Source organism: Streptomyces sp. H27-H5, from assembly GCF_026627505.1.
Lineage (GTDB): Bacteria > Actinomycetota > Actinomycetes > Streptomycetales > Streptomycetaceae > Streptomyces.
Map to the genome: position 1 here is coordinate 24,926 of NZ_JAPNLK010000019.1, position 22,593 is coordinate 47,518.

Genomic DNA, 22,593 nt, shown 5'->3' on the forward strand with positions numbered 1-22,593 from the left:
CCCTGTCCCGCCGAGCGGCGGCCCCGACCTCACGCGGTCCACGCGGACGGGTCCCGGGACTGCTGGACCTGCGGGCACACCACGACTGTTGGAGACGACCGATCATGACTGAGACCCTCACCCCGGAGTGCGTGAAACCGGAACCGCGGCTGTGCCCGGAGTGCTCGTGCTGCTCCATGGCCTTGTGTGAGAGGGGGCGTGCCACCCTCCAGCGGTGCGAGGACCACACCCCGAAGACGTCCCGGGGGCTCGTGGCGAAGTGCCCGTGCACGGGGTCCTGGCAGGCGGCCCGGTACTGGGCGACGATGCACGCCACCACCGAGCCCCTCGCCCCTCGGGTGGAGGCGGTGCTCCGCGCCGTCGCGGCCGGTACGGCGTCGCACGACATGGCCGAGCAGGTCCACCAGTTGATGGACTTCCGGTACGTGGTGTTCCAGGAGTCCCGGCCGCGGCTGACCCGTCCGGGGGCCTGGTACCTGGAGGGGCGGGACCAGCCTCGCTACCGGACGCCGGTGCACGTGGAGATGGTGGACGCCGCAGCCCGGTCCGCGCGGGTAATCGTGGTCGCCTGGAGTCTCACGGACGGGGTGGACGTCCTCCTGGATCAGCTTGTCGTGGAGACCGGTCTCCAGCCGGCTGAACTCGTGGGCCGGCACCTGGAGGCCGAGGCGAACTGTGCTGTTGCCCGTGCCGCTGCTGACCTGGTGCTTACGCGGGTCACGGTGGCGCCGCCGCTGCCGCCCCAGTGGGTCGCTCCCGCCGCGGCCGGTCCGGTCGAGGAACCGGTCCCCGTGGTCGAGGAAGCCGCCCCGGCCCCGGCCGTCGACCAGGTGCCGGCCGTCGACCAGGCCCCGCCCGTTGTCCCGGTCCAGGCCGTCTACCGGGTCCCGGCCGTCGAGGAGCCGGCGCCCGTCCCGGCCCCTGCGGTCGAGGAGCCGGCCCCGATCGTGTGGGTTCAGGTCCCCGCCCCCGTGGTGGAGGCGCCGGCCCTGGTGGTCGAGACGGCGGTGCCGCTGGTGGTCCCGCTGGGCGCCATGGTGTTCCAGACGCCGGCCGCCGGGGTCGAGGACCAGTCCGTGCCCGCCGTCGAGGCGGGGCGCGTGGACGACGCCCCGACCGGCGGTGACGCGTGATGGGCGACGTCCCTCTCTTCGACCTGTCCGGCGTGGAGGTGGTCCCGGCCGCCGTCGCGGTCCTGGAGGCCGTCCCCTTCGAGGAGCAGGCGGCCGCGTCGACTCCCGTGCTCGTGTTCGCCGTTCGCGGGCTGCCCGGCCCCCAGGGCAGTAAGCGCCACGTCGGCAACGGTCGGATGATCGAGTCCTCGAAGAAGGTCAAGCCGTGGCGCGCGGACGTGGTGGCGGCGGCGGTCGAGGCACGTGAGGCGGTCGCCGGCTTCATCAAGCTGGACGGGCCGTTGCGCGTGGACATGGTGTTCTGCCTGGACCGGCCGAAGGGGCACATGGGGACCGGCCGGAACGCCGGCCTCGTCCGCCCTTCGGCGCCCCTGCGCCCGCACGTCAAGCCGGACCTGTCGAAGTTGGTCCGGGCGACCGAGGACGCCCTGACGACCGCCGGTGTGTACGGGGATGACGCGCTGATCGTGGACTTCGGTCGGGTCGGGAAGTGGTACACGAGCGATCACGGTCGGGTGCCGGACGTCCTGGACTCCCCCGGCTGCCTGATCCGCCTGTGGCGCGTCGAGCCCGTGCCGGAGCAGCGGCAGGAGGCCGGGCCCTGCGATGTGGCTGCTTGAGCTGCTGGTGGGCGTCGCGGCCGTGGTGGAGGCCCTCCTGGTCTCGGCCCCCTGGTGGGGCCCGGTCCTCGCCGCCGTCGGGGCGGTCGCCCTGTGGCGGCACCTCCGGCCCCCCGCCCCGCCCCGGACACAAGGGCGGACACCCCGGCGGACAGTCCGGCGGACACGGCGGACAGGTGTCCTCACCGCTGCCCGCCGGGGGGCGGGCACCTGTCCGCCCCTGGACACGCCATCACACCTGACCTGCGCGGACACGTGCCCGGACAGGTCCGAGGACACCTGTCCGGGGCTGTCCGGACACGAGGAGAGAGGAGCCCGCTGATGCCCCGTCCCGGTCGCTACTGGCCCGACACCCGCCACGCGCCCAACCCCCGCCCGCCGCACTGGGATCAAGACGCGGCATGCCGCCTCGGCAACCCGTTGGTGTTCTTCCCCGAGGGCGAGAAGGACGCCGTCCTGGAGGACACCGCCGAGGCCAAGCGGATCTGCCGTACCTGCCCGGTCATCCATCCGTGCCTGGTCGAGGCGCTGGAGCGCGGCGAGCAGTGGGGGGTGTGGGGCGGTCTGGACGAGGGGGAGCGGGAGCGGCTGCTCCTGCGTCGTCGGGCCCAGGAGTCGACGGACGTCGAGGAGGCGGCCGATGTCGGGGCGCCGGCCGCAGCAGCAGCTTGACCCGCCCCCCGACCGGGGTCCTGAACTGGAGGGACGGCCGGCACTGGTCCGAGCGCGAATTGCCGTGCCGGTACTGCGGCCGGCCGACCAACCTCCGGGACTCCGCCCGTCACCCCGCGCACAAGTTGTGCGCCGAGGCGGCGATCCGGCAGCAGATCGCCGACCAGGCCGAGGCGTACGAGAACGAACGACTCACCGATCGAGAGGAACACCCATGAGCACCATCTCCGCCGCCCGCCCGTTGAGCCGGTACCGGTCTCGACTGTCCGGGGAGAAGCGCGCCGAACTGCGGGCGGACATTGCCCAGGCCTACCGGGACGGCGCCTCGATCCGGGCGGTGGCTCTCGCGGGGGACCTGTCGTACGGCACCGCCCGGAAGATGCTCCTGGAGGCGGACGTCAAGCTCCGGGGCCGGGGCGGGGCGCGTTCCGCCGCCCGCGCTGCCACCGTGGCGGGCCAGTGAACGCGGGACGAGAGCGGATCGTCCAGGCCGTCACCGGCGCGATCATCGTGGCCGTCACGGTCGCGCTGCTCTTCCTCGTCCTGGACGCCTGCACGGCCGCCGGCGACGAGGACGAGGACGGACCGTGCGGACTGTCCGCGCTGTCCGCCGCCGCCCGCCCGGCCTCACCGCCGCGTCCGGCGGCGCCGGCCGTCAAGGCCCCGTCCCTGGACAAGGCGCCGACCCTCCCGAAGGTCCCGGCCGTCAAGGCACCGGCCGCGGCAGGCCCCACCGCCGCCGCCCCGGTCCTCGAAGCGCCGGCCGTGCAACAGCCCCACACCCCCACCCCCAGCAAGAGCAAGAAGACCGGGCACCGCGACTTCGACCTCTGCGACGACTGACCCACCTCCGGCCCGGGGCCCACCAGCCCCGGGCCCCACCCCCCACGCCCGCGCCCTCGCCCGCGCCCGACCGTACGGAGCCCTCGTGCCCATCGACCCCGCCACCCTGCCGCGCCTCTTCCACGGGGGCGCCGCCGGCCTCCAGTTGGGCGACCTCATCGAGCCCGGCCACAACCGGACCGTGGACGGGTGCCCGACATGCGCCGCGCGCGAGCAGGGCAAGCGCCATCTGGCCTCCGGGCAGAGCAGCCTGGAGCCGCCGACCGGCCGGCCGGACCGCGTGTACGTCACCTCGGACCGGGGGTACGCCCGCTTCTACTCGTCCCTCGCCGCCGGGGACCTGTACGTCGTGGAGCTCGTCGGCGACGTCGAGCGGTCCACCGAGGACTACTTCCCGACCTGGTGCGCGCCGGCGGCCCGGGTCACGTCCGTCTTCACCCGGGCCGTGGTGCGCTCCCCGGAGGAACGGGCACGCCTGGACCAACGGTGGAGGTTGCTGGAGGAGGCCGTCTACCGGGACCGGCAGGCCGAGGCCTACGCCGCGATGATCGCGCACGCCGAAGAGACCGCCCCGGGTGGGGACGGCCTCGCGTGAGCCGTGGATCAGCTGGCCTGCTGCTCCTCGACCGGCGTCCGTCCGCGAAGGGCGGCCACGGTGCGCCGGTCTTCCAGGGCTTGGCGGTAGAAGCCCTCAGACACAAGGACGGCCTGCGTCTTCTCGCGGCGCGTGAGCAGGATGCGTTCCCCGACAAGGCGGACGCGAGCAATGACCTCAGTGAGATTCGCACGGGCGTCGGAAACGCCAACTTGGACTTCCTGCGACTGACTCATAGATCGAGCGTACATGACGACCCGCCGAACGTGCATGTCCGACGGGAACGCGCACATGGCATTGCGTCGTGTTGTACAGTTCGAGCCGAGAGTCAAGATCGCCAACGGCGGCGCATGCCTCAGTCCACCGGCTCCTGACTCTCCCCCCACCCATGCCCCAGTAGAGAGACGAGGCGCCCGTGACGCACACGCACTCACGCCTCACCGTCGGGGGGTCCCGTTGAAGGCGTACGACCGGGCCCGTGGCATCGCCGCCGTGGTCGCCGCTGCCCGCGCTGCCGACCCCAACCCGGACGACCCGTTCGAGCTGGAGGCCCTGGACGAGCTGCCGTTCGTCCAGATCCCCCACTGGGTCCCCCTGGCTATTGCAGCCCTCGATGGACCCCGGCCAGCAACGAAGGCCAGCGCCATCGCGCTCTACAACTTCCTGGCCATGCACCTGTCCATGAGCCGTGACGACCGGTACGTCTGGCCGACGAGAGACACCCTGGCCGCGCTCATGGGGTACTCCCGCGCCGACAAGATCAGCCCGTTCGCGAACCTGTTGATCGAGGTGGAGGCGCTGGTCGTGATCAAGGTCCCCAACGGGACCGGTCCCGAGCAGCGGAACGTCTACCGGCTCCGGCGCAACCCGCCTCCAGGATTCACGGGGCACCTCCTCATGTCGCAGATCTACTCCACGGCGGAGGGGCTGACGGAGGCCGCTGCCGGCGTTATCGCAGGTGGCGCCGTGTGCCCTCAATCGGGGGTAGGCGTGGAACCCGAATCCGGGTCAGTAACAACAACAACTCCTAACAAGAACAAGGAACAACAAACCCCAGCGCCTTCGGCGCGTAGCGCTGGTGACGTCCGTAGGACTAGTGCAGGTAGTAGCGCGCGCGACGAGTCGAGCAGCGGCTACGCCGCGTCGGACCCGACTGGTCCTGTTGCTGATGTGGTTGGTGAGGAACCGGCAGGCGGGGGCGTGCGGGGTCGGCAGCGGTCGGGTGGGGTGGGAGCCTCGATTCCGGCGCAGCGACCGGCAGGCGGGAAGCAGGCGCCGGCAGGGGGCACGGGTGCCCGGAAGCCGAGCCCGTTCCCGCCGGAGCTCCGGGAAGCGATCTACGCCACCGAGCGCCTGTTGCCGCCCGAGCTGCGCGCCGTCCTGGCCGTGAAGTTCCCGTACGGGCACCTCCCGAACGCGAACCGGCAGGTGATCGCGGAGTCGCTGATGCTCCGGTCGCCGGCGCAGTTGGGGGAGCGTGCCGCCCGCCGCTGGATCTCGTACGGGTACGACCGCGACCACCACGACGGTGGCCTCCGCTCGCCGCTGGGCGTGGTCGAGGAGCTGCTACGCCGGACCCCGTACTGCCCCGAGGACTGGTGCGAGGACGGGACCAACATCCACACCGGCGCCGTCTGTGAGGCGTGCGTGACCCGCGTCGAGCAGCGGCGCGCGGACCGGATCGCCGGCAAGCCGGTACCCCGGCATCGCCCGCCGCGGCTGTACCGCGACGTCGAGGAGTGCGTGGTGTGTGACCACCCGTTCCCCGACGACGTCCCCGACACGCGGGTGTGTTCCGACTGCCAGGTCGAGCTGGACCGGGGCGCCGCCCACATCAACGGCACCCCCGAGCCCGAGGCCCCGGCCGAGCCGGAGCCCGAGCACTGCAAGGCCGGCCCCAGCAGCGCGTACCGGGCCGCCCGCGCGGCCAAGGCCGCGAAGACCCCCGCCCCGTTCTAGGAGGAGACGACCGTGACCAACTTCCGCCCCCACCCGAAGGACGCCGAGATCCGGCAGCTCCTGGGCCAGGGCCTGACCAACGCCGAGATCCACCGGCGCCTGAACGTCGGGGCCAGCTCCGTTGCCCGTATCCGTGCCGCGGCCGGTATCCCGCCGGTGCCGCGCGCCAACTGGGCGTACCCCGCCCACCCGAAGGCGCACACCATTCGGGTGCTGCTGCACGAGGGGTACGGCAACGCGGAGATCGCCCGGCGTACCGGCGCCGACGTCGCCACCGTGGCCCGGGTCCGCGAGGAACGAGGCATCGGCCCGTCCACCATCCCGGCGACCACGACCCGTTGGAAGGGCGGTCACCCGAAGGACGCGGCGATCCGGGCCCTGCTCGCGGACCACTCCAGCGAGGAGATCGCCCGGCTCCTCCACGCCGACCCGGCCGCCGTCCGCCGGATCCGCGCCGAGGCCGGCATCACCTACGTGGCCCCGGTGTTCGCCACCGCGCTGGACAAGTGGAAGTCCCTCGTCCGCGAGGTCGACGGCGGCCACCTGGAATGGCTGGGGGAGCGCGGCGGACCCTCCAGGACGCCGGTCATGCGGTTCCGCGAACGGTCCGTCACCCCGGCCGGGATCGCCTTCACCCAGCGCACGGGCCGGGCACCAGTCGGCGCGGTCCGCGCCGAATGCGATTACCCCGGGTGCATGGCCCCGGCCCACGTGGACGACGCGCCCGGACGCATGCTCATCCGCTCCCAGATCCGCGCCCTGCGCGGCCTGCCCGCCCCGCCCGCCCACTGCCAGCAGGGCCACGACCAGGCCGTCCACGGCCGGTACGAGACCGCCGGCGCCCCGTACTGCCTGGCCTGCAAGCGCGACCAGAAGCGCGCTGCACGAGCCACCGGCTGACCCCCGACCCTGGAGACCACCTGATGACCATCTGGCCCGACATGAACCCGATCCCGGAGGGCTACTACGCCATCCCGGACCCGGACGACTCCACAACGATGACGTACTGGCGCCGCGCGATCACCCCGAAGACCAACGGCCTCAAGGCGTGGCCCGCGAAGGCGTGGTTCGGCCCCGCGATCCCCCTCCGCGCCGATGCCCCCGAGGACCGGGCGGAACGCGACCGCTTTGTCGCGGCCTGGTCCGAGAGCCGCCGCGTCTACATGACGAAGATCATCGACGCGATCCTCGCCGAGCTGGACGACGCCCGCCGCCGCTTCTCGACCTTCTCCATCCGCTGCTGGTCCTGCGGCCGGGCGCTCCGCGACGAGACGTCGAAGACGTACGGGATCGGCCCGGAGTGCAGGGCCGGCATGGACCCGGCAGTCCTGGCCCGGTTCTGCACTCCGGCAGTCGGACGCGCCCACGTTGCCCAGCTCGCCACGACCGAGGACGGCCCCCGATGACCGGCAGGTCCCTCCCGCGCGGCGCGTACACGGCCACCCCGTGCCGCGCCTGCCGCACCCCGAAGCCCTCCCGCATGTACCTGTGCCCCGCCTGCTGGGCCCAGCTCACCCCGGCAGCGGCCCGCGCCCTCAACCGCGTGGACAGCCACGCCCTGGCCCGACTCCGCCAACTCCACTCCCACATCGACAGCGGACTCCCGCTCGCAGAACTGGAGATCACCGAATGAGCGACACGTACGAGGTCCCGGCCCTCACCCGCGCCGAGGTCGGCGAACAGGACCGGGTCCAGCCGCGGCCGGCTGCCTGCCCGTCCTGCGTCCGGGGCACCCCCGTCGACCACTGGCCCTCGCCGCGCTGCGGCTCCTCGTTCCGCCGGGACGAGCAGGGCACCGAGCGCCTGTTCCGCACCCACTGCACCTGTGACGGCTGCTTCTGACCCGGACGCGGCCCGCCCATAAGAGGTGGGCGGGCCGCACCCGGAACCCTGCCACAACCCCACCCACAGCGGGCCCCGCGCCCGCAGACCTGGAGTACGCGATGACCCTCGAACACCGCCGCGCCGTCACCGAAGCCCTGGAAGCCGCCGGCTGGACCGGCACCGCCGGACGCCTCGGCCACCTGCTCAAGCACCCGTCCGGCGCCGTGTGGGAGATCACCACGGAGGCCGGCGGCTGTGACCTGGACGTGCCCGACGCCGCCACCGTCACCTTCTCCAGCAGGGTCCCGAACCCGGTGGTGATCGCCGCGTGCCTGGCCGCGGCAGGGCAGCTCGACCCCGCCCACGTCACCGACCTGGAAGAGCGGGCCGCCTGGCTGGCCTCTCTGGAGGCCGCCGGCCTGGACAACTGGCCCGGCGTCGACGTCGCCCGCGAGATCCACAACCGCACCTGACCTCCCGGCGGCCCGCCCCGCTCCCGGGCGGGCCGCCCCCGCACCCCTCGCGTAAAGGACCCCACCCCCTTGGACCTGACGCTCACCGTGCCGGCCCCGGCCGCCCTGGACGCCGCGCTCACCGCGCTCCGGGCCGCCAACGCCCACATCAGCACGGGCTGCAGCCGCTGCACCCCGGCCGCCCAGGTGCCGGACATGTGCCCCGAGGGCCAGTCCCTCGCCCTCGCCGCCGTCGACCTCCTCACCCTCTGACCCGGAAGGCCCACCGTGCCCACCACCCGTACGTTCACCCCCGCCGAACTCGCCGCCTACCAGGTGCCCCCGGACAGCCCCCAGGACGTCCAAGGGTCCGAGACCCTGCTGGCCGACGAGCACGTGCAGACCCTCAAGTACAGCCAGCAGCGGCGGGCCGTCTTCCTCGCCGACGACGGGCTGACGTACTCCGTCCTGTACGAGGCCCCCGTGGACGCCGGAAACTACGAGACCGGCCCCGGCCCCCACGCCCACGGCTGGGACGGCGACACCGTCACCGCGACCCGCGTCGTGTCCGTGCCCGTGGTCACCCAGCGGTGGCGGGTCCACGAGCCGGCCGTCCACGACGCCGCCGGACAGAGTGCCTTCCAGGAGCTGACCGAGGTCTACGAGGACGCAGGGTGCCGCACCAGCGCCGCCCGCCAGTGGGCCGCCGACCTGCTGACCAAGCACGCCCGCGAACTCGCCGCACAGCAGCGCGCGCACCTGCTGTCCGAGGGCTACGGCTTCGACTGCGCCTGTGACGGCTGCTCGGCCTGTCTGGCCCGGGACTTCATCGACCTCATCGACCCGGCCGCGAACGCTGCCACCGAGTACATCCGGCCGCCCCGCCAGGACGCCGACGCCGCCCGCCCGTTCCGCGACCTCGACGCCGCCCAGGTCCACTACACCGACAACCGCGCCCGCCGCATGGCAGAGGCCTACTGGCGCCTCGCGACCGGCAAGACCCGCACCGACTGGCTGGTCCTGGGCAAGGACCACCCGGACGCCCGCATCCGCGAGGGCCGGGACTGGCTCCGCGCGGCGGTCGCCGCCGGCCTCCTCCCCCTGATCGACCCGAGCACCGGCATGGCCATCACCACCGTGTCCCTGGACCTCAACCCCCGACACCACGCCTGACCACCCCCCGGCCGCCCCGCCCCCCGTGCGGGGCGGCCCCTACCGGAGGACCCGTTGATGCTCCGACTCGACACCGCCGCCCAGGCCCGCGCGTTCCTCGCCCTGTGCCTGGACCCCGGATCCGGCCGCGCTGGCCGGACCCTGCCCGAGCTGGTCGCCATCATGCCGCCGTGGCTCCAGGGCCAGGTCGACACCCACGCCCCGCACCTCGCCGACCTCCGCGCGGAAGCCGACCGCCTCAAGACGGCCGCCACCGCCGCACAGACCGCCTACGCCGAAGCCCTCGGCACCTGGATCACCGACACCGGCAAGGAGCCCCCCACCCCATGACCGCCCCCTACACCACCACCACCCAGGCCATCGCCAAGGGCGTCAGGGGCGACCGGGAGGGCGGCCTCACCGACCTCCAGCCGCTCATCTGCGAGTCCCCCCTCATGATGGTCGCCGTCCTGTCGGTGCTCGCCGAGGTCGCGTCCCTGCCCTCCCGCGAACACCACCCGGAACGCCACTTCTTCGGCCTGTCCGTCTCCGACATCCACACCGGAAAGCAGGGGTCCGCCGACGACCTGCCGCCCCCGATCCGGTTCGCCGCCCAGTTCCTCGCCGCCCAGGCCAACGGCGACCGGCCCGCCGCCTACGCCCTGTTCGACGCGTTCGCGGAACGCTGCCTCCGCGAGGAGAACGACGACCTCGGCGCGGCCACCGCCGCCCTGTACGACATGGCCGTCATCTCCACCCTGGAACTCGCCAAGCACGGCAACGGGGGACGGTCCAGGTGACCCGCCCCGCGCTCTGCCTCACCGCGCTCTACATCACCGCCTTCGGATGGGTCACGTACCTGGCCGCCCGCGCCCTCGACCACAACACCCCCGGCCAGGCCCTCGCGCTCTACGCCGCCGCCCTGCTCCTCCTCGCCGCGGCCGGCCGGGAGATCCTCCACAACGCCCGCGCCCAGGCCACCGCCATGCGCGACCGCCGACCCCGCCCCCACACCTTCCCCAGCGACACCGAAGCGATCATGCGCGCCGAGCTGGACTCCATGTGTGACTGCCACCTGTGGTGGACCACCCTCGGCAACTTCCACACCTGGGCCTGCCTCACCGCCGGCCCCGTCCACGACCACGAGGAGAGCTGACATGGGCTGGGGCTCCGCCGGACACCGCATCTTCGACCCCGTCGCCCGCGCACTCATCGCGGCCGGCACCCCCGCAGACCAGCGCGAGGACATCCTCGCCGACCTGATCGCCACCCTCCAGGAAGAGGACTGGGACACCGAACTGGACTCCCTCGACCACTTCCTCACCGACCCGCCCACCGTCCGGGCCTTCGCCCGCCACGGCATCACCAACCCGGCCGCGGCAGACACGACCCGCCTCCAGGCCCTGGCCGCCGTCGTCGTGGACACCGACCAGGGCGAGAGCCCGTTCGGGTGGAGCGAGAAAGACAACCCCCGGTGAACTTCCCGATCCTGCCCGCCCTCGCCCTGTCCGCCGCCGCCCTCACCGGCTACGCGGCCGGACGGACCAGGCCCGCCGCCCGGCTCCTGTCCTGCGCCCAGGACACCGTCACCAAAGAGGCCGGCACCTCCCCCGCCTTCTGGGCCGCCGCCCCCGTCATCCTCCTGGCCTGGATCACCGTGTGGACGCTCCACCCGCGCCGCTCCGCCGCCAACCGCCGCTCCTGGCACGAGGAACACCCCCCACCCCCGACCCCGGCCCGTGACCCGCACCGGCCCACCCGAGAAACGGACACCCCCACATGACGGACCACGAAACCGCCCTCCTGGACCGCCTGACCGAAGCCCTGCTCACCACCTGGCACGAGCGCGTCGAGCAGAACATCAACACCGACCCCGCCGGCCACTGCGCCGCCCTCGCCGCGGCTGTCCTCGGCCTCCTCCCGCCCACCCCGCCCCGCGCGGACGACCGGTTCCCCTCGTACACCGGCGAGGAGACCCCCTGCCCGAAGTGCGCCCACGACACGGCGATCACCCGCTACCGCCGGCGCGGCGAGCACAGCACCCAGGACCGCCAGACGTTCATGCCGTCCGTCAAGGGGGAGCGGCTGGAGCGGCAGTGCTGGCGCTGTGACTACTGCTGGGACGAAGCGGTCGCCCCGCCCACCGGCCCGGCCCCGCACGACGTCACCCCCGACACCCTGGCCCGCCTCCTGGAGGCATCCCACGCCGGGTGGGCCCTGGACCTGTCCCCCGCATGCGCCGAGCACATGGCCGGCGCCCTCCTGGCCGTACTCAACATCCGCCACCGCCACGACGCACCCCCGGCGGACGACCACCTCGAGGACGCGAAAACCACGGACCACCCCACCCCCCGCATCCTCCACGAAGGGACCCCCCAATGAGGCTCCACCCCAAGCCCCAGCCTCCCACCAGCGCGGACACCAGGCGGACACCCCCCGGCGCCCTGCCCTCCCCTGTCCGGCGGACACCCCGGACCCCGGACACCCCGGACACCGGCCGGACACCCCCGGACACGGACACCCCCCGGACACCGGACACCTCCCGGGCAAGGGCGGACACGGACACCGGACAGGGTGTCCGCATCGAGTACCGGGCACGCGTCCCCCGCCACCAGCTCGGCGCCGCCGTCGCGGAAGCCTTCGCCCACATCGCCCGCGAGACCAGGCAGCACAGCCCGGACACCGGCCGGACACCCCAGGCGGACACCCCGCCCCCTGCCCGCACCCCCGCCACCCGCCGCGCCCAGAGCGCCGCCGCCATCGCCGGCGCCTTCGACGTCCCCCAACGAACGGACCCCGCATGACCCCCATCACCGACACCCCCGCCCACACCGAGGCCCTCGCCATGCGCGTCCTCCTCGTTCGCCTCGTCACGCACCGCGACCTCACCGCCCATGAAGCCGCCCGCGCCGTCGACCAGGCCCTCCGAGGCGAAGTCGGCCCCCACACCCACCTCGTCACCCTCGAAGTCGCCCACCTCCTCACCGAGACCCTCACCCCCGCCCGCGCCGTGATCGAGGCCCTACGCCCCATCATCGAAACCGCCGCCCGCACCATGGCCGACCTCACCCGCGCCCTCGCCCACGCCGCCCACCGCCTCACCACCGGCAACCCCTGCGACCGCCCCGCCTGGGCCAGCCCCTACGGACCACCCCCCAAACGCCACAACTGATCACCACCACGGGCTACGCTCCCCACCGTGGGACAGCGCCCCAGTGCCCCGCCCGGCCCCCCGGGCGGGGCACACCCATATCCGGACACGCTCCGCGCACACCCTGTGACGCACCGCACACGCGTACCGCCCAGTACCGGACACTTCACCGCCCGGCACCCCGCCACCCTTGAGTCGGCCGGCGCCCCGCCGGCCCACCCCACCAGGAGAAGCCATGTCCCGCGCTGCCCGCTTCGCCGCCACATACGCCCTGCTCACCGGCGCCCACGAGGTCGCCGACTACATCATCCAGAGCGACACCGACGCCCAGACCAAGGGCAAGCCCGGCCGCGAAGGCGCCACCGCCTGCCTCCGCCACGTCTCCACCTACACGCTCACCCAGGCCGCGGCCCTCTACACCGCGAACCGCTACCTCGACCTACGCCTCCACCCCGCCCGCGCCGCCGCCGCACTCGCCCTCTCAGCCGCCACCCACTACGCCGCAGATCGCTGCGCCGGCCACTGGACCAACACCACCGACCAGGCCCCCACCCTCGTCCGCGCCGCCCACCGCATCGGTAAAACCGGATGGCTCACCAACGACCACCGCGCCGGCGCCCTCCTCGACCAGGCGTGGCACAAGGGCTGCATCACCCTCGCCGCGGCCATCGCCGCCCCCGGCCGCGACTGACCCACCCACCCCGGAACGCACACCAGCCCTCCACCGACATCCCGGTGGAGGGCTGGTGCTGTACTCTCCCGCGCACGGTTGGGCCCGTAGCGGCCGGGGGGACGTCCACGCCCCCCGGCCGTGGCCACCGTCAAGTCAGTCGAACAGGACTACGCCCGACCGCCGCCCGTAGGACTTCACCTCGCCCCGTAGGACGGCGTCGACCACGCTCCTCGGCGCGCCGTTGGCCGCTGCTACGCCGGCCATGATGCGCGCGCGGTGCATCGGTTCTTCACGGGCCCGGCGACGGCACTCGTCCCGATAGGCCGGGGTTCCAAGGGCGTTGTGAAGCGGAGCCTCGTCCTCGATCGCCGCCATCTCGGCGTGGTAGGCGTGAGCTCGCGAGCCCTGCCATTCATCAACCTGTTTGTAAGCACTTGTTTGGGGGTCTGGCCCAAGTTGTGTGAGACGGTGACGCTGAGTCACGCGAGGAGGACTCGTTTCCGGAGAAGCGGGAACCCAGCGCGGCCGAACATCTGCCGTTTGAGCATCTTGATCCGGTTGACTGTTCCTTCGACCGGGCCGGAATTCCAGTCAGTGGTCAGCCCGGCGGTCACCGCGTCGAAGTCGCCCTCCAGACCGGCTGCGAAGGTGCTGATCCCGGGCAGGCCCGACGTCGTCGCCGCAGTGATCCACTCGGGCAGGCGCAAGCCGTCGAGCGTCGTGAGCATCTCCGCGAACGAGCTGGTCAGCTCGGCGGCGGAGGCCAGTTCCGGGATGCGGTCGAGGACTGCCTTGCGATGGAGTTTGTCCTCCTCGGTCAGGGTAGCCGGGTGCCGGGTGAGCCAGCCGGTGACCTGCCGTACCGATGGTGGTGGCGGAGCCGGGGTGAAGCCTCCCCGCTGGGGAAGGTCGCGGCGGATCCAGTCGCAGACGATGGAGTAGTGGCCACGGAATCCCCGGGCGCGGATCTCCCGGAAGAGAGCGAGGACGGTCACTCGTCCACCGGTCTCGGCCCAGCGTGCGGCCAGGTAGGGCTTGAACGGATCGAGCTTGCTGGGAAGCTGCCGCTTGCGACCCTTGACCATGTTCTGCCAGGACGCGGCGCGGGCGTATCGCTGGACGGTGTGCCGGCCCCAGCCCAGATGCTCGGCAACGGCCCGCAGGCTCATGCCCTGGGCAAGGAGTTCGTGGACGAGAGCGTGGTGCATGCGGGCCCGCTCGGCGAACTTGCCGGTCGGCGCGTCCATTTCACCGTTCTGAACAGCAGTTTCTCCGCTCGGTGTTTCCCAGACCGGTTCCGGCTCGGGGGCAGGCTGTGGCAGGTCACGCAGGCCGGCACGGTGGGCAGCCACCGTCTTCTCGACAGCGGAGGCAAGGTTCTGCCAGAGGTGGAACCGGTCGGCGACCTGGAGGGCCTGCGGTGCGGCGGTGCTGGCCGCCTCGGCGTAGGCGCCGGCCCGGTCGCGGCAGATGACTTCGATCCCGGGGTGGGCTGCGAGCCAGGGGGCGAGGGTAGCGGCGTCGCGTTCGGGCAGGAGGTCGAGGACCTGGTGGGTCTCGGCGTCGATCACGACCGTTCCGTAGACGTGGCCGCGTCGCAGGGCGAAGTCATCGACGCCGACGGCGCGGGGCTTGGTCGGTGCCGGGTCGGGCAAGTCCATCACCCGCCGTAACAGCGTATTGCGGCTGGTCACGATGCCCAGATGCGCGGCGAGGCGTGCACCTGCCCGCCCGGCGAGCGCGAGCCCGACCTTGCTCATCGTGGAGCGCAGACGCTCGGTGGTCCGGCCATGGCGCCTGGTCAGCCCCGGTACCTGCTCGACGAACGTACGCCGCGGACAGGTCGAGGTCGCGCAGACGAACCGGCGGACTCTCAGCACCACCACACACGGCCGCCCACCACAGGCCAGATCCGTGGGGAAACGCTGGTAGGCAGCGTGGATCTGAGCCGACCAGTCCCCGCACGTCGGGCAGCAGGCACCGCTCGCGGTGCACCGTGCCTCGACACGTATCTCCTCGCCGTCTGTCTCGACGGACGTGATCACGATCATCGCGTTCGAGGGAAACAGCAGCTCTTGCACCGCAGAGAGATCTTCGCTCACGGCGACCGAATGTCGAGCACGTCGGCCATACGAGGAGCGAAATCCGGGCGACCTTCACGCCATCCCAAGCAAGATCAACGACTACAACGGGTAGCCGTCTCACACAACTTGGGCCAGACCCCAAAAGAACTCCGTATCCCGGTGCCGGCTCAAGTGCTTACAGACACATTCAACCCGCCGTACGGCCTGGGGCCGCCACGAGGCATCTCGATGGCGCTTGCAGCGTTCGGCCGGGACGTACGCCGAACCGATGTAGAGCAGCGCGCCGTCGGCGCCGTACAGCCGGTAGACCGCCGCGCGCCGCTCCTCGCTACGCGCCGGCGGGCCGTCCTGAATCTCTGTGGTCACGGGGCAGATCCTCCTGAGACGTCTTGGCCTTGAGGTCTGTCCGCTCCCCTTGACGCAGCGTCCGGTCTTCGAAGAACCGAAGCACGGCGGCCAGGTCCCAGAGCCGAAGCCGGCCGCGCTCGTACACCGGGCCCGGGAACCCAGCCTCCTTGGCGAGCTGTCTGATCCGGGCCGCGCCAACGCTCTTGAGCCCGGCCGCTTTCAGGTGGGCGGGCATCTCCGGGATGGACACCAATGTCGGCTGCTCCTCAACGCGTGGAGCCCCCTCGGGGGAGTCGGACATGACACCCATCCTTCCAACTTATTTGCGTTCACGCAAATTAGTCGCTAGTCTCTCAACATCAGCAGAAAGCCCCGGCTGATGTGGTCGCACACAGTAAGCCGGGGCTGCTGAAACGGGCGGTGCCCGGAGGTCGCACTCCGGGCACCGCCTTCAACCCCGGACGTGGTCGCACACGTACCGGGCCGCCAGACCTGCCACTAACAGGAGCTGACGCATGAACTGTACTGATCAGATTCCCGCGACGCCCCCGGCCCGCCCGGACGCGTTCGTAGCCGCCGTCCTGGTCGCCGTGGGGGAGCACTTCCGCACGGTGAACCCGGCCGACGCCGTGGCGACCGCGAACCTTCTGGTTCGCGTGACCGCCGAGGCGTACCACCTGGTGGAGCGGCGGGAGGCGCGGGACGCTCCGGCCCTCGCGCGGGTGGCGATGGCCGTCATGCCGGCGGCGTACGCCGGTATCTCGCGGGGTGAGTACGTGCTCCACATCCGGAACGTCGTCGTGGAGGCCGGCCACGACTGGCCGAGTGGCCCGAACGACCCGGCCATCCCCCGCATCACCGGGATCCCGGGTCCTCGTACGGAGCCGACGCCCGGTAAGAGGCCGTCCATCCCGACCCAGCCGGGGCCGGACAAGTCGGCGGCGCCGACCTGTTGCGGGCGCGCCATGCGCCGCGACGGCGGCCAGTGGGTGTGCGGGAAGTGCAAGGGCTACAACCAGACCGCCCGTGCCGCGCTCGTGCCCGCCGCGGCCGGGGAGGTGACGGTCTGATGGCATCCGAGACCGCCGCGCAGCTCCTCGCCGAGGCCCGGAAGACGTACGCGGCCGGCGCGCCCCAGCGGGACCCGCAGGCCATCGCCGCCGCCGAGGCGAAGGCCGCGAAGGCCGCCGTCGACGCGCGGAAGGCGAGGGTCTGATGACCGATAAGACCCCCGTGGACCAGGACGCGACCGCAACGGCGGCCGAGGTCTTGGAGCGCGCGCAGGCCGACCGGCAGGACTGGGCGGCCGACCGCCCGGGTCTGGGCGCCTCGACCACCCCCGCCAACGGCGGGAACCCGATCCGATGAAGTGGCTTCGAGGCGGCAACGACCGCCAGACCGCATCCACCACCTACAGCGGCCAGGAGTCTGCGACCGAGCGCAAGGCGCGCAAGGAGCAGGCGAAGACCCGCAAGCGGCGCGCCCAAGGCGTCGCCGAGGCCGCCCGCGCCGGTGAGGCGTGGGAGGTCGAGGAGCGCCGCCGCACCCGATAGCGGCGGCCCTCAGGCCGGCCCGCCCCCTACTTCCCCGGGGGGTGGGCCGGCCCATCCCCGTCTCGCGATGAGAGAGGCACCACCCCCATGGACCAGCCCGACCAGAAGCCGCGCGTTGACGGCGTGGAGTTCCGCAGGGTCACCTTGCAGCGCCTGGAGACGACCGAGATCGACGGCGTCCCCTCCACCCGCGTTGTGGAGTACGTCGGTTGGGAGCCGGTCCCGCCGCGTGACTGGGACGAGGTGGCCCTTCGCGGCGTCACCTGGGTCGCGGTCGGCTTCACCGTCGTGGCCATGGGCGGCGGAACGGCCAGCATCGGGGGCCTCCTCAAGCCGATGGTTCCCGCCGTCTTCGCCTATGGCATGGGCTCCTGCTTCGCCGTCGCCTGGCTGTTCTGCACGGCCATCGAGTGGCGCAACCGCACCGTGCCCGAGCGGGGCCGCCCCGCGAAGTTCGCCGGCTGGTTCTTCCTGCTCCTCAGCATGGCGGCCGTCCTCGCGTACGGGCACACGCTCAAGCAGCCATGGGCGGGAGGCTTCGGCGCGAGCATCGACCTCATCGCCAAGGGTTCGTGGTGGCTGCTCCTGCGCGAGTACGCCGTCCCGCTCGACGCGGGCGTCGCCCACTGGGTGCAGGAGCAGGAACAGAAGCTTGCCGGGCGTGCGCTCCTCTCCGCCCGGGTCCGGCGCCTGAACCGCCGTGCCGCGTACCAGCGGGCGGTCGGGGGAGCGGAGTACCAGGCAGCCGACGCGATCCTGTCGGGCACGGAAGCCGCGCGACACAGCCTGCCCACCCAGGCCGCGGCGCCGGTCGTTCAGACCTCGACCACCCCGGCCGCGGCCCCCGTCGCCCCGGTCGCGGCCGCGCCCGTCGTCCAGGTGTCGGCCCCGGCCGCGGCGCCGGCTGTCCCGGCCCCGGCTCCCGTGGTCCATACCCCGGCGCCCGCGCAGGTGTTGGCGACGCCGGTCCCTCCGGTCCCTGCCGTGACCGTCCAGACCTTCGAGCAGCCCGTCCCCGCCGCCCCGGCTCCGGCCGCCACGCCCGCCGCGGCCACCGCTCCCGTTCCGCCGGCGACCGCCCCCCAGAGCCCCGCGCTCCACGCCGTGGGCGGCCCCTTCAAGTCCGACACCATCCGCGCCGCCCTGGCCGCGCAACCCGACATCACCGATGAGGCCCTGATCCAGCTCGTGGTCGCCGCGCACGGCGAGGACCCGGCGAACAAGACGACCGTCCCCCGGACCCGCCGGCGGATCGAGGCCAAGCTCCGCGACAAGAAGGCGTCATGATCATCTACCCCTACCTCAACCTCGCCGCCGGCCTCGTCGGCCTCATGGCCGCACTGTGCGCCCGCACGGAACACATCCGCTTCCTGGGCGGCCTCATCGCCGCCCTCGCCCTCGTCGCCGCCCTCTGGGACTGGGGGTCCTGGTGAGCGACACCGAGGAGGAGACCACCGAGGAGCCGTTCCGCATCCGCGACGTCTTCCAGTTCCGTCGCCCCGAACCCGACCCGGCCGAGCACGAGGACGAGGACGGGGACGAGGAGGAGCCGGAACACGACGAGCCGGAGACCCCTCCCATGCCCGAGGCCCCCCCGCTCATCCCCGCCCAGGCCCCCGTCCCGGCCCCCCTCGTGGGCCGGGACGCCCGGCCGGACGGGCACCGCGTCCCGAACTGGTGGGAGGGGCCTCTCGACCTCGACGCCCTCACCGCCGTGGCCTCCCCCTCATGCCGGCACCCGAGGCCGTACACCTTCAAGATTCAGGAGACCGGCGAGGTCGTCCCCCACTGGTGCCCGGACTGCAAGACCGACCTGTTCCCCACCCCGGAGCCTGCCCCCACCCCCGCGCCCCCCTGGAACCACAGCCCCCAGGGCACGCCCCCTCCGGCCGGCTCCGGGTGCCTGCACCGCACCCCGCACGAGGTCCGGGCACAGCCCACCAACCAGCTCGTCGCTTTCTGGTGCGCGGACTGCCAGACCCAGCTCCCGGTCCCCGACGACTATGACGAGCTGGACGACGTCGCCGAGGAGGCCGACGGGGGAGAGGACGGCAAGGACGGCCAGCCCGCCGGCCAGGTCCCGGCCGCCGTCCGCCGCCGCTGGGGCCTGCGAGGCAACGGTGAGAAGAACTACCGGCGCCCCGTCTACGCCCGGGACTCGGACACCCCGAAGCAGTCCCTGTACGACTCGATCAAGGGCATGCCGCCCAAGACGCGGCACCTGCTCTACAACGGCAGCGCCCTCGGCGCCGGCCTCTACATCGGCGTCCCCCAGTTCTGGACCGCCGAGGTCGCCTTCCTGGTCGACACCTACCACTCCTGGACGACGTCCTACGTCGTCATCTGGTACGGCGTCGCCCTCGGGTGCTTCGTCTTCGACTACAAGGCGCGCCACTGGTTCCCCCTGTTCGCCTGGGCCGCGCGCGTACCGCTCGTCTCCATGATCATCGGCGTCCTCTACTACGGCACCCCGGGCACCTGACCACCCTCCTCCTCGACCGGAAGCAGCAGAGCAGCATGGACCTCCTCCCCACATTCGGCGCACCCGGGCTCGCCATCGGCCTGACCGGCTTCCTCTACTTCGGCACCGAGACCGGCGGAAAGGTCAAGCCCCTCGGGTGGTGGTGGACCCTCCTGTTGGCCCTCGTCGCCGGAGCCGCCTACAACGCCGCCGGCGTCCCGTTCACCTACGTGTCGGACTTCATCCAGATGCTCCTGGGCCTCTTCGGCGAAGTCGTCGCGAAGACCACCATGGCGGGCATCGGCCTGTTCCTGACCGGCTACATCCTGTACAAGAAGCTGTCGACACGAGAGGTCGCCGTTGTCGGCATCGTGTACTTCTACGTGGCGCAGGGCTCCGGAGGCGCGTTCTCGGTCCTCGCCGACAGGATCGCCAACCTCATGAACGGCCTCGCCGGATGAGCCCCGCCGCCCACCTCCGCGCCGTCCCCGACCCCGAGCCCGAGCCCGACGAGGCACCGGCGCCGGGGGACCGGCCCGTCCTGGTCCCCACCCTCGCCGACCTGTTCCCCGCAGAACCCCCAGGCCACAAGCCCGGAGAGTCCGACGACAACGACGTCCAGGACCACGATCCCGACGACGAGGAGCCGGGGGAGGAGGACGACGAGGACGAGGGCCTGGACGAGGAGGCGGGGGAGTTCGAGGACGCCGCGGCCGGCCGCTGCATGACCCTCCCCAACCTCCTCCCGTACGTCGACCCTCGCCCCCTGGCCGCCCTCGGCCCTCTCGCCGTGGAAGCCGGCCGGACCCTGGGCCCCCTTGCCGTCCAGGCCGGAAAGACCGCCGGCCCCCCGCTGTTCCGCGCCCTCGGCCAGGGCATCAGGAAGGCCGGCCGCATGATCGCCTGGTACTGCCGGGGCATCGGCGTGATCCTCGTCCTGATCACCGGATGGCTGTGCGGGCGCTTCGGGAAGGGGGGTCTGGGCGTCCGGTTCATCGGCGCCGCGTTCTGCGTGTTCTGCGTGGCCAAGCTCTGCCAGCAGTTCCCGGCGGCCCCCTACGTCACCATCGCGATCACGATCCTGATCTTCGCCATGGCCGCCGGCGGGCACATCCAGGTTCCGGATAGCAACCCCGCGAAGAAGGGCGAGGAGAAGGGCAAGGGAGTCAAGGAGAAGGACGCCAAGGTCCCCGCCCAGGGCAAGGCCGCCGCGGCCGACAAGACCCCCACGACACCCGCCCAGCCGGCCCCCGAGGTGTCCAAGGACCCGACCCCCGACACCCCCCGCTGGGCCGCCCGCCTGTTCCGCCGCCAGGCATCCTCCACCGACACCCCCACCGGCACCCCCGTCGGCGCCCCCGCCAACCTCCCGGCCGCGGCTCCCGCCGACCCCCCCGAGGACACCCCCGAACAGCTCCCCGAACCGGTCGAGGAGGAGGCCCCCGAGGCCCCCCGCGAGGACCCCCTGACCGCCCTCATCCGGAAGGCGATCGGGGGTGAGAACGGGGTGCACCTGGCGGTCCTCCGGCCCCTCATGCGGGAGGGCCTCCCCGCCCTCTCCCAGGCCACCGACAAAGAGCTCCGCGAGCACCTCCTCGCAGCGGGCTTCGACCCCACCCGTACCTTCCGCGCGCGGGGTGTCGCGGGGCGGTCCGGAGTGCACCGAACAGACCCCGCACTGACCCCCTCCCCGGGGGCCGCCCAGGAGGACTCTCCGGACCACTCTCCGCCCACTCTCCACCCCTCCCCACCTGCGAAGATCTCCGCACTCTCCACTCCTCTCCCCGCCCCCCGGAGAGCGGACGAAGAGAGCGGGACATGGACCCCGGAGGAGATCCAGCGGGGATTCCGGTGCGTCCCGGATCCCACCCGTGGACCGTCCGCGTCGAAGATCGAACAGTGGACCGGCCCTTGACACAGGGTGCCCGCCCGGCCCCGGGGTGTAGCAGTGGATCACGGAGGTACGCCATGATGGGGGTGATCTGATTCACGGGAGGGGACATGAGCCACGACAAGGACGCGCACCCGGGGCAGTGCTGCTGCTGCGCGCGGGCGAACGCCGAGCCGGAGCCGGCCCCGTTCCGCCTCGCCGACCTCGCCGACATCCCGCGCAACCAGTGGGTCGGCGGGGGAATCATGTTCGCCGTGATCTTCATCCTGATCCTGTACCGGCACGGGTAGACCTCCGACCCGCCCCCGAGCCGGGCCGGACACTCCCCCGAGGGCCGCACGTCTCCCCGCGTGCGGCCCTCGCCGCGTTCCCGTAGGGGTACGCTCCCCGGCGCACTGTGCGGGACCGAGAGGCGGAGACATGGCGGGTACGAGCGCGTTCGTGGCGGTACTCCTCGGCGGGTGCGGGGTGGCGGTCGTCACCGTCATCGCGCGAGCAAAGGTGGACATCGCCCGCATCCGGGCGCACTCCGGCACCCCGGAGCAGCCGCGGCGACCTTGACCCGAGACACGCCGAAGGGGCCGCGCATTCCACCGCGCGGCCCCTTCGCGTACCTCCGTCCGGTGGTCAGCCGCCCCGCACGGGCGGCACACCGGCGGCGCGCACGAGGCGTCCGACATGGTTCCGGTCGTAGGGGACGTGAGCGGAGATCACGCCGGGGGTGAGGGTGCGCTCCGCGTAGTGCCGGACGATGGCCTCCTGGAGCGGCGCGCGCGCGGCCTCGACCTTGGCCTCCGCGCGTGTGAACGCGGCCGTGAGCTTGTCCAGCTCGGCCAGAGCCGCCGCCTCGACCTGTTCGTCGTACTCCGGCGCCGGTCCCGCGTTCGGGCCCCGGAGCGGGGGGATTCCGGCGCCCTTCGCGAGGCGTCCGACGTGGTTTCGGTCGTAGGGGGTGTGGTCGGCCAGCTTGCCGGGGGGTGCGCTGCGCGCCCTGAGATGGCGCACGATGCCTTCGTGGAGGGCCTCGCGCGCCTCGTCCAGGCGAGTGGTGGCCTGGGTGAATGTGCGAGTCAGCCGGTCAAGCTCTGCCAGCGCGCTTTGTTCGGGGGTGTGGGTCGCCATGGGGGCAGTGTGCCACATCAGGTTGCAACGCGGTACCGCCGATCGCGCCCCAACATCCCC

Annotated in this window: 40 protein-coding genes; 35 read left to right on the forward strand and 5 right to left on the reverse strand. The window is 72.6% G+C overall.

Annotated elements, in window-relative coordinates:
- Positions 1–104: 104 nt before the first annotated feature.
- The 7 genes from OTB19_RS12055 to OTB19_RS12085 all read left to right on the forward strand — a co-directional run bounded on the left by OTB19_RS12055 (position 105) and on the right by OTB19_RS12085 (position 3,863).
- Positions 105–1,133, forward strand: coding sequence for a hypothetical protein (locus OTB19_RS12055; RefSeq protein ID WP_267798056.1), 1,029 nt, complete (start codon positions 105–107; stop codon positions 1,131–1,133).
- Positions 1,133–1,753, forward strand: a complete 621-nt coding sequence (locus OTB19_RS12060; RefSeq protein WP_267798057.1) for a RusA family crossover junction endodeoxyribonuclease — start codon at positions 1,133–1,135, stop codon at positions 1,751–1,753. The genes OTB19_RS12055 and OTB19_RS12060 overlap by 1 nt, the downstream gene beginning before the upstream one ends.
- A gap of 321 nt (positions 1,754–2,074) precedes the next feature.
- Positions 2,075–2,425 carry a WhiB family transcriptional regulator gene (locus tag OTB19_RS12065; RefSeq protein WP_267798058.1) on the forward strand — a complete coding sequence of 117 codons (351 nt, stop codon included), beginning with the start codon at positions 2,075–2,077 and terminating at the stop codon, positions 2,423–2,425.
- The gene (locus OTB19_RS12070; protein WP_267798059.1) at positions 2,422–2,643 is read left to right on the forward strand and encodes a hypothetical protein; all 222 of its coding nucleotides are present in this window, start codon (positions 2,422–2,424) and stop codon (positions 2,641–2,643) included. Before OTB19_RS12065 ends, OTB19_RS12070 begins: the two co-directional genes overlap by 4 nt.
- Positions 2,640–2,888 (forward strand): helix-turn-helix domain-containing protein, encoded by a 249-nt coding sequence (locus OTB19_RS12075; protein ID WP_267798060.1) that lies wholly within the window; start codon positions 2,640–2,642, stop codon positions 2,886–2,888. The genes OTB19_RS12070 and OTB19_RS12075 overlap by 4 nt, the downstream gene beginning before the upstream one ends.
- Positions 2,885–3,268 (forward strand): hypothetical protein, encoded by a 384-nt coding sequence (locus tag OTB19_RS12080; protein WP_267798061.1) that lies wholly within the window; start codon positions 2,885–2,887, stop codon positions 3,266–3,268. The genes OTB19_RS12075 and OTB19_RS12080 overlap by 4 nt, the downstream gene beginning before the upstream one ends.
- Positions 3,269–3,353: 85 nt before the next feature.
- Positions 3,354–3,863 (forward strand): hypothetical protein, encoded by a 510-nt coding sequence (locus OTB19_RS12085; RefSeq protein WP_267798062.1) that lies wholly within the window; start codon positions 3,354–3,356, stop codon positions 3,861–3,863.
- Between the two features lie 8 nt (positions 3,864–3,871).
- Here the strand turns inward: OTB19_RS12085 and OTB19_RS12090 are convergent, their stop codons facing one another.
- The gene (locus OTB19_RS12090) at positions 3,872–4,099 is read right to left on the reverse strand and encodes a type II toxin-antitoxin system prevent-host-death family antitoxin (protein ID WP_267798063.1); all 228 of its coding nucleotides are present in this window, start codon (positions 4,097–4,099) and stop codon (positions 3,872–3,874) included.
- A gap of 220 nt (positions 4,100–4,319) precedes the next feature.
- Here OTB19_RS12090 and OTB19_RS12095 point away from each other — a divergent pair, with 220 nt between their 5' ends.
- The 17 genes from OTB19_RS12095 to OTB19_RS12175 all read left to right on the forward strand — a co-directional run bounded on the left by OTB19_RS12095 (position 4,320) and on the right by OTB19_RS12175 (position 13,092).
- Positions 4,320–5,822 carry a hypothetical protein gene (locus OTB19_RS12095; RefSeq protein WP_267798064.1) on the forward strand — a complete coding sequence of 501 codons (1,503 nt, stop codon included), beginning with the start codon at positions 4,320–4,322 and terminating at the stop codon, positions 5,820–5,822.
- A 12-nt stretch (positions 5,823–5,834) separates the two neighbouring features.
- On the forward strand, positions 5,835–6,722 hold the full coding sequence (locus OTB19_RS12100) for a hypothetical protein (protein ID WP_267798065.1): 888 nt from the start codon (positions 5,835–5,837) through the stop codon (positions 6,720–6,722).
- Positions 6,723–6,745: 23 nt separating this feature from the next.
- The gene (locus OTB19_RS12105) at positions 6,746–7,228 is read left to right on the forward strand and encodes a DUF6011 domain-containing protein (protein ID WP_267798066.1); all 483 of its coding nucleotides are present in this window, start codon (positions 6,746–6,748) and stop codon (positions 7,226–7,228) included.
- Positions 7,225–7,455, forward strand: a complete 231-nt coding sequence (locus OTB19_RS12110) for a hypothetical protein (protein ID WP_267798067.1) — start codon at positions 7,225–7,227, stop codon at positions 7,453–7,455. Before OTB19_RS12105 ends, OTB19_RS12110 begins: the two co-directional genes overlap by 4 nt.
- The gene (locus tag OTB19_RS12115; RefSeq protein WP_267798068.1) at positions 7,452–7,664 is read left to right on the forward strand and encodes a hypothetical protein; all 213 of its coding nucleotides are present in this window, start codon (positions 7,452–7,454) and stop codon (positions 7,662–7,664) included. Before OTB19_RS12110 ends, OTB19_RS12115 begins: the two co-directional genes overlap by 4 nt.
- Positions 7,665–7,765: 101 nt before the next feature.
- On the forward strand, positions 7,766–8,119 hold the full coding sequence (locus OTB19_RS12120) for a hypothetical protein (RefSeq protein WP_267798069.1): 354 nt from the start codon (positions 7,766–7,768) through the stop codon (positions 8,117–8,119).
- Positions 8,120–8,188: 69 nt separating this feature from the next.
- A complete protein-coding gene (locus OTB19_RS12125; protein ID WP_267798070.1) occupies positions 8,189–8,371 on the forward strand; it encodes a hypothetical protein in 183 nt (60 codons plus the stop codon).
- A 15-nt stretch (positions 8,372–8,386) separates the two neighbouring features.
- Positions 8,387–9,271 carry a hypothetical protein gene (locus OTB19_RS12130; protein WP_267798071.1) on the forward strand — a complete coding sequence of 295 codons (885 nt, stop codon included), beginning with the start codon at positions 8,387–8,389 and terminating at the stop codon, positions 9,269–9,271.
- A gap of 57 nt (positions 9,272–9,328) precedes the next feature.
- Positions 9,329–9,601: a hypothetical protein gene (locus tag OTB19_RS12135; RefSeq protein WP_267798072.1), complete on the forward strand. Its 273-nt coding sequence runs from the start codon at positions 9,329–9,331 to the stop codon at positions 9,599–9,601.
- Positions 9,598–10,050 (forward strand): hypothetical protein, encoded by a 453-nt coding sequence (locus tag OTB19_RS12140; protein WP_267798073.1) that lies wholly within the window; start codon positions 9,598–9,600, stop codon positions 10,048–10,050. Before OTB19_RS12135 ends, OTB19_RS12140 begins: the two co-directional genes overlap by 4 nt.
- Complete coding sequence (locus tag OTB19_RS12145; protein WP_267798074.1) at positions 10,047–10,406, forward strand: hypothetical protein; 360 nt, start codon at positions 10,047–10,049, stop codon at positions 10,404–10,406. Before OTB19_RS12140 ends, OTB19_RS12145 begins: the two co-directional genes overlap by 4 nt.
- 1 nt (position 10,407) lies before the next feature.
- On the forward strand, positions 10,408–10,728 hold the full coding sequence (locus OTB19_RS12150) for a hypothetical protein (RefSeq protein ID WP_267798075.1): 321 nt from the start codon (positions 10,408–10,410) through the stop codon (positions 10,726–10,728).
- Positions 10,725–11,033: a hypothetical protein gene (locus OTB19_RS12155; protein ID WP_267798076.1), complete on the forward strand. Its 309-nt coding sequence runs from the start codon at positions 10,725–10,727 to the stop codon at positions 11,031–11,033. Before OTB19_RS12150 ends, OTB19_RS12155 begins: the two co-directional genes overlap by 4 nt.
- Complete coding sequence (locus OTB19_RS12160; protein ID WP_267798077.1) at positions 11,030–11,632, forward strand: hypothetical protein; 603 nt, start codon at positions 11,030–11,032, stop codon at positions 11,630–11,632. The genes OTB19_RS12155 and OTB19_RS12160 overlap by 4 nt, the downstream gene beginning before the upstream one ends.
- Entirely contained in the window at positions 11,629–12,054 is a 426-nt protein-coding gene (locus OTB19_RS12165; RefSeq protein ID WP_267798078.1) for a hypothetical protein, read from the forward strand. Before OTB19_RS12160 ends, OTB19_RS12165 begins: the two co-directional genes overlap by 4 nt.
- On the forward strand, positions 12,051–12,422 hold the full coding sequence (locus OTB19_RS12170; RefSeq protein ID WP_267798079.1) for a hypothetical protein: 372 nt from the start codon (positions 12,051–12,053) through the stop codon (positions 12,420–12,422). The genes OTB19_RS12165 and OTB19_RS12170 overlap by 4 nt, the downstream gene beginning before the upstream one ends.
- A 214-nt stretch (positions 12,423–12,636) precedes the next feature.
- A complete protein-coding gene (locus OTB19_RS12175) occupies positions 12,637–13,092 on the forward strand; it encodes a hypothetical protein (protein WP_267798080.1) in 456 nt (151 codons plus the stop codon).
- 135 nt (positions 13,093–13,227) lie between these two features.
- Here OTB19_RS12175 and OTB19_RS12180 read toward each other — a convergent pair whose 3' ends face one another.
- The 3 genes from OTB19_RS12180 to OTB19_RS12190 form a co-directional block, all read right to left on the reverse strand.
- Positions 13,228–13,449 (reverse strand): hypothetical protein, encoded by a 222-nt coding sequence (locus OTB19_RS12180; RefSeq protein WP_267798081.1) that lies wholly within the window; start codon positions 13,447–13,449, stop codon positions 13,228–13,230.
- A gap of 104 nt (positions 13,450–13,553) precedes the next feature.
- Entirely contained in the window at positions 13,554–15,125 is a 1,572-nt protein-coding gene (locus tag OTB19_RS12185) for an ISL3 family transposase (protein WP_420716830.1), read from the reverse strand.
- A gap of 361 nt (positions 15,126–15,486) precedes the next feature.
- Positions 15,487–15,807, reverse strand: coding sequence for a hypothetical protein (locus OTB19_RS12190; protein WP_267798083.1), 321 nt, complete (start codon positions 15,805–15,807; stop codon positions 15,487–15,489).
- Between the two features lie 214 nt (positions 15,808–16,021).
- Between OTB19_RS12190 and OTB19_RS12195 the strand changes: the two genes are divergently transcribed.
- The 11 genes from OTB19_RS12195 to OTB19_RS12245 all read left to right on the forward strand — a co-directional run bounded on the left by OTB19_RS12195 (position 16,022) and on the right by OTB19_RS12245 (position 21,972).
- Positions 16,022–16,576 (forward strand): hypothetical protein, encoded by a 555-nt coding sequence (locus tag OTB19_RS12195; protein ID WP_267798084.1) that lies wholly within the window; start codon positions 16,022–16,024, stop codon positions 16,574–16,576.
- Positions 16,576–16,722, forward strand: a complete 147-nt coding sequence (locus OTB19_RS12200; RefSeq protein ID WP_267798085.1) for a hypothetical protein — start codon at positions 16,576–16,578, stop codon at positions 16,720–16,722. Before OTB19_RS12195 ends, OTB19_RS12200 begins: the two co-directional genes overlap by 1 nt.
- On the forward strand, positions 16,722–16,874 hold the full coding sequence (locus OTB19_RS12205; protein ID WP_267798086.1) for a hypothetical protein: 153 nt from the start codon (positions 16,722–16,724) through the stop codon (positions 16,872–16,874). The genes OTB19_RS12200 and OTB19_RS12205 overlap by 1 nt, the downstream gene beginning before the upstream one ends.
- Complete coding sequence (locus OTB19_RS12210) at positions 16,871–17,059, forward strand: hypothetical protein (protein ID WP_267798087.1); 189 nt, start codon at positions 16,871–16,873, stop codon at positions 17,057–17,059. The genes OTB19_RS12205 and OTB19_RS12210 overlap by 4 nt, the downstream gene beginning before the upstream one ends.
- Before the next feature lie 87 nt (positions 17,060–17,146).
- The gene (locus OTB19_RS12215) at positions 17,147–18,346 is read left to right on the forward strand and encodes a hypothetical protein (protein ID WP_267798088.1); all 1,200 of its coding nucleotides are present in this window, start codon (positions 17,147–17,149) and stop codon (positions 18,344–18,346) included.
- The gene (locus OTB19_RS12220; protein WP_267798089.1) at positions 18,343–18,492 is read left to right on the forward strand and encodes a hypothetical protein; all 150 of its coding nucleotides are present in this window, start codon (positions 18,343–18,345) and stop codon (positions 18,490–18,492) included. The genes OTB19_RS12215 and OTB19_RS12220 overlap by 4 nt, the downstream gene beginning before the upstream one ends.
- Positions 18,489–19,541: a hypothetical protein gene (locus tag OTB19_RS12225; protein ID WP_267798090.1), complete on the forward strand. Its 1,053-nt coding sequence runs from the start codon at positions 18,489–18,491 to the stop codon at positions 19,539–19,541. Before OTB19_RS12220 ends, OTB19_RS12225 begins: the two co-directional genes overlap by 4 nt.
- A gap of 35 nt (positions 19,542–19,576) precedes the next feature.
- A complete protein-coding gene (locus OTB19_RS12230; protein ID WP_267798091.1) occupies positions 19,577–19,981 on the forward strand; it encodes a hypothetical protein in 405 nt (134 codons plus the stop codon).
- A complete protein-coding gene (locus tag OTB19_RS12235) occupies positions 19,978–21,435 on the forward strand; it encodes a hypothetical protein (RefSeq protein WP_267798092.1) in 1,458 nt (485 codons plus the stop codon). The genes OTB19_RS12230 and OTB19_RS12235 overlap by 4 nt, the downstream gene beginning before the upstream one ends.
- An 86-nt stretch (positions 21,436–21,521) precedes the next feature.
- Positions 21,522–21,701 carry a hypothetical protein gene (locus tag OTB19_RS12240; RefSeq protein WP_267798093.1) on the forward strand — a complete coding sequence of 60 codons (180 nt, stop codon included), beginning with the start codon at positions 21,522–21,524 and terminating at the stop codon, positions 21,699–21,701.
- 130 nt (positions 21,702–21,831) lie between these two features.
- Positions 21,832–21,972, forward strand: a complete 141-nt coding sequence (locus OTB19_RS12245; protein ID WP_267798094.1) for a hypothetical protein — start codon at positions 21,832–21,834, stop codon at positions 21,970–21,972.
- Between the two features lie 66 nt (positions 21,973–22,038).
- Here the strand turns inward: OTB19_RS12245 and OTB19_RS12250 are convergent, their stop codons facing one another.
- Positions 22,039–22,533: a hypothetical protein gene (locus OTB19_RS12250; protein ID WP_267798095.1), complete on the reverse strand. Its 495-nt coding sequence runs from the start codon at positions 22,531–22,533 to the stop codon at positions 22,039–22,041.
- Between the last annotated feature and the right edge of the window lie 60 nt (positions 22,534–22,593).

Bases quoted from the DNA above. Each gene is read 5' to 3' on its own strand.
- OTB19_RS12055 (WP_267798056.1), top strand. From the start codon at position 105: ATGACTGAGACCCTCACCCCGGAGTGCGTGAAACCGGAACCGCGGCTG.
- OTB19_RS12060 (WP_267798057.1), top strand. From the start codon at position 1,133: ATGGGCGACGTCCCTCTCTTCGACCTGTCCGGCGTGGAGGTGGTCCCG.
- OTB19_RS12065 (WP_267798058.1), top strand. From the start codon at position 2,075: ATGCCCCGTCCCGGTCGCTACTGGCCCGACACCCGCCACGCGCCCAAC.
- OTB19_RS12075 (WP_267798060.1), top strand. From the start codon at position 2,640: ATGAGCACCATCTCCGCCGCCCGCCCGTTGAGCCGGTACCGGTCTCGA.
- OTB19_RS12090 (WP_267798063.1), bottom strand. From the start codon at position 4,099: ATGAGTCAGTCGCAGGAAGTCCAAGTTGGCGTTTCCGACGCCCGTGCG.
- OTB19_RS12105 (WP_267798066.1), top strand. From the start codon at position 6,746: ATGACCATCTGGCCCGACATGAACCCGATCCCGGAGGGCTACTACGCC.
- OTB19_RS12110 (WP_267798067.1), top strand. From the start codon at position 7,225: ATGACCGGCAGGTCCCTCCCGCGCGGCGCGTACACGGCCACCCCGTGC.
- OTB19_RS12115 (WP_267798068.1), top strand. From the start codon at position 7,452: ATGAGCGACACGTACGAGGTCCCGGCCCTCACCCGCGCCGAGGTCGGC.
- OTB19_RS12120 (WP_267798069.1), top strand. From the start codon at position 7,766: ATGACCCTCGAACACCGCCGCGCCGTCACCGAAGCCCTGGAAGCCGCC.
- OTB19_RS12135 (WP_267798072.1), top strand. From the start codon at position 9,329: ATGCTCCGACTCGACACCGCCGCCCAGGCCCGCGCGTTCCTCGCCCTG.
- OTB19_RS12140 (WP_267798073.1), top strand. From the start codon at position 9,598: ATGACCGCCCCCTACACCACCACCACCCAGGCCATCGCCAAGGGCGTC.
- OTB19_RS12150 (WP_267798075.1), top strand. From the start codon at position 10,408: ATGGGCTGGGGCTCCGCCGGACACCGCATCTTCGACCCCGTCGCCCGC.
- OTB19_RS12160 (WP_267798077.1), top strand. From the start codon at position 11,030: ATGACGGACCACGAAACCGCCCTCCTGGACCGCCTGACCGAAGCCCTG.
- OTB19_RS12165 (WP_267798078.1), top strand. From the start codon at position 11,629: ATGAGGCTCCACCCCAAGCCCCAGCCTCCCACCAGCGCGGACACCAGG.
- OTB19_RS12170 (WP_267798079.1), top strand. From the start codon at position 12,051: ATGACCCCCATCACCGACACCCCCGCCCACACCGAGGCCCTCGCCATG.
- OTB19_RS12175 (WP_267798080.1), top strand. From the start codon at position 12,637: ATGTCCCGCGCTGCCCGCTTCGCCGCCACATACGCCCTGCTCACCGGC.
- OTB19_RS12180 (WP_267798081.1), bottom strand. From the start codon at position 13,449: ATGGCGGCGATCGAGGACGAGGCTCCGCTTCACAACGCCCTTGGAACC.
- OTB19_RS12185 (WP_420716830.1), bottom strand. From the start codon at position 15,125: ATGATCGTGATCACGTCCGTCGAGACAGACGGCGAGGAGATACGTGTC.
- OTB19_RS12190 (WP_267798083.1), bottom strand. From the start codon at position 15,807: ATGTCCGACTCCCCCGAGGGGGCTCCACGCGTTGAGGAGCAGCCGACA.
- OTB19_RS12195 (WP_267798084.1), top strand. From the start codon at position 16,022: ATGAACTGTACTGATCAGATTCCCGCGACGCCCCCGGCCCGCCCGGAC.
- OTB19_RS12200 (WP_267798085.1), top strand. From the start codon at position 16,576: ATGGCATCCGAGACCGCCGCGCAGCTCCTCGCCGAGGCCCGGAAGACG.
- OTB19_RS12205 (WP_267798086.1), top strand. From the start codon at position 16,722: ATGACCGATAAGACCCCCGTGGACCAGGACGCGACCGCAACGGCGGCC.
- OTB19_RS12210 (WP_267798087.1), top strand. From the start codon at position 16,871: ATGAAGTGGCTTCGAGGCGGCAACGACCGCCAGACCGCATCCACCACC.
- OTB19_RS12215 (WP_267798088.1), top strand. From the start codon at position 17,147: ATGGACCAGCCCGACCAGAAGCCGCGCGTTGACGGCGTGGAGTTCCGC.
- OTB19_RS12220 (WP_267798089.1), top strand. From the start codon at position 18,343: ATGATCATCTACCCCTACCTCAACCTCGCCGCCGGCCTCGTCGGCCTC.
- OTB19_RS12230 (WP_267798091.1), top strand. From the start codon at position 19,577: ATGGACCTCCTCCCCACATTCGGCGCACCCGGGCTCGCCATCGGCCTG.
- OTB19_RS12235 (WP_267798092.1), top strand. From the start codon at position 19,978: ATGAGCCCCGCCGCCCACCTCCGCGCCGTCCCCGACCCCGAGCCCGAG.
- OTB19_RS12240 (WP_267798093.1), top strand. From the start codon at position 21,522: ATGAGCCACGACAAGGACGCGCACCCGGGGCAGTGCTGCTGCTGCGCG.
- OTB19_RS12245 (WP_267798094.1), top strand. From the start codon at position 21,832: ATGGCGGGTACGAGCGCGTTCGTGGCGGTACTCCTCGGCGGGTGCGGG.
- OTB19_RS12250 (WP_267798095.1), bottom strand. From the start codon at position 22,533: ATGGCGACCCACACCCCCGAACAAAGCGCGCTGGCAGAGCTTGACCGG.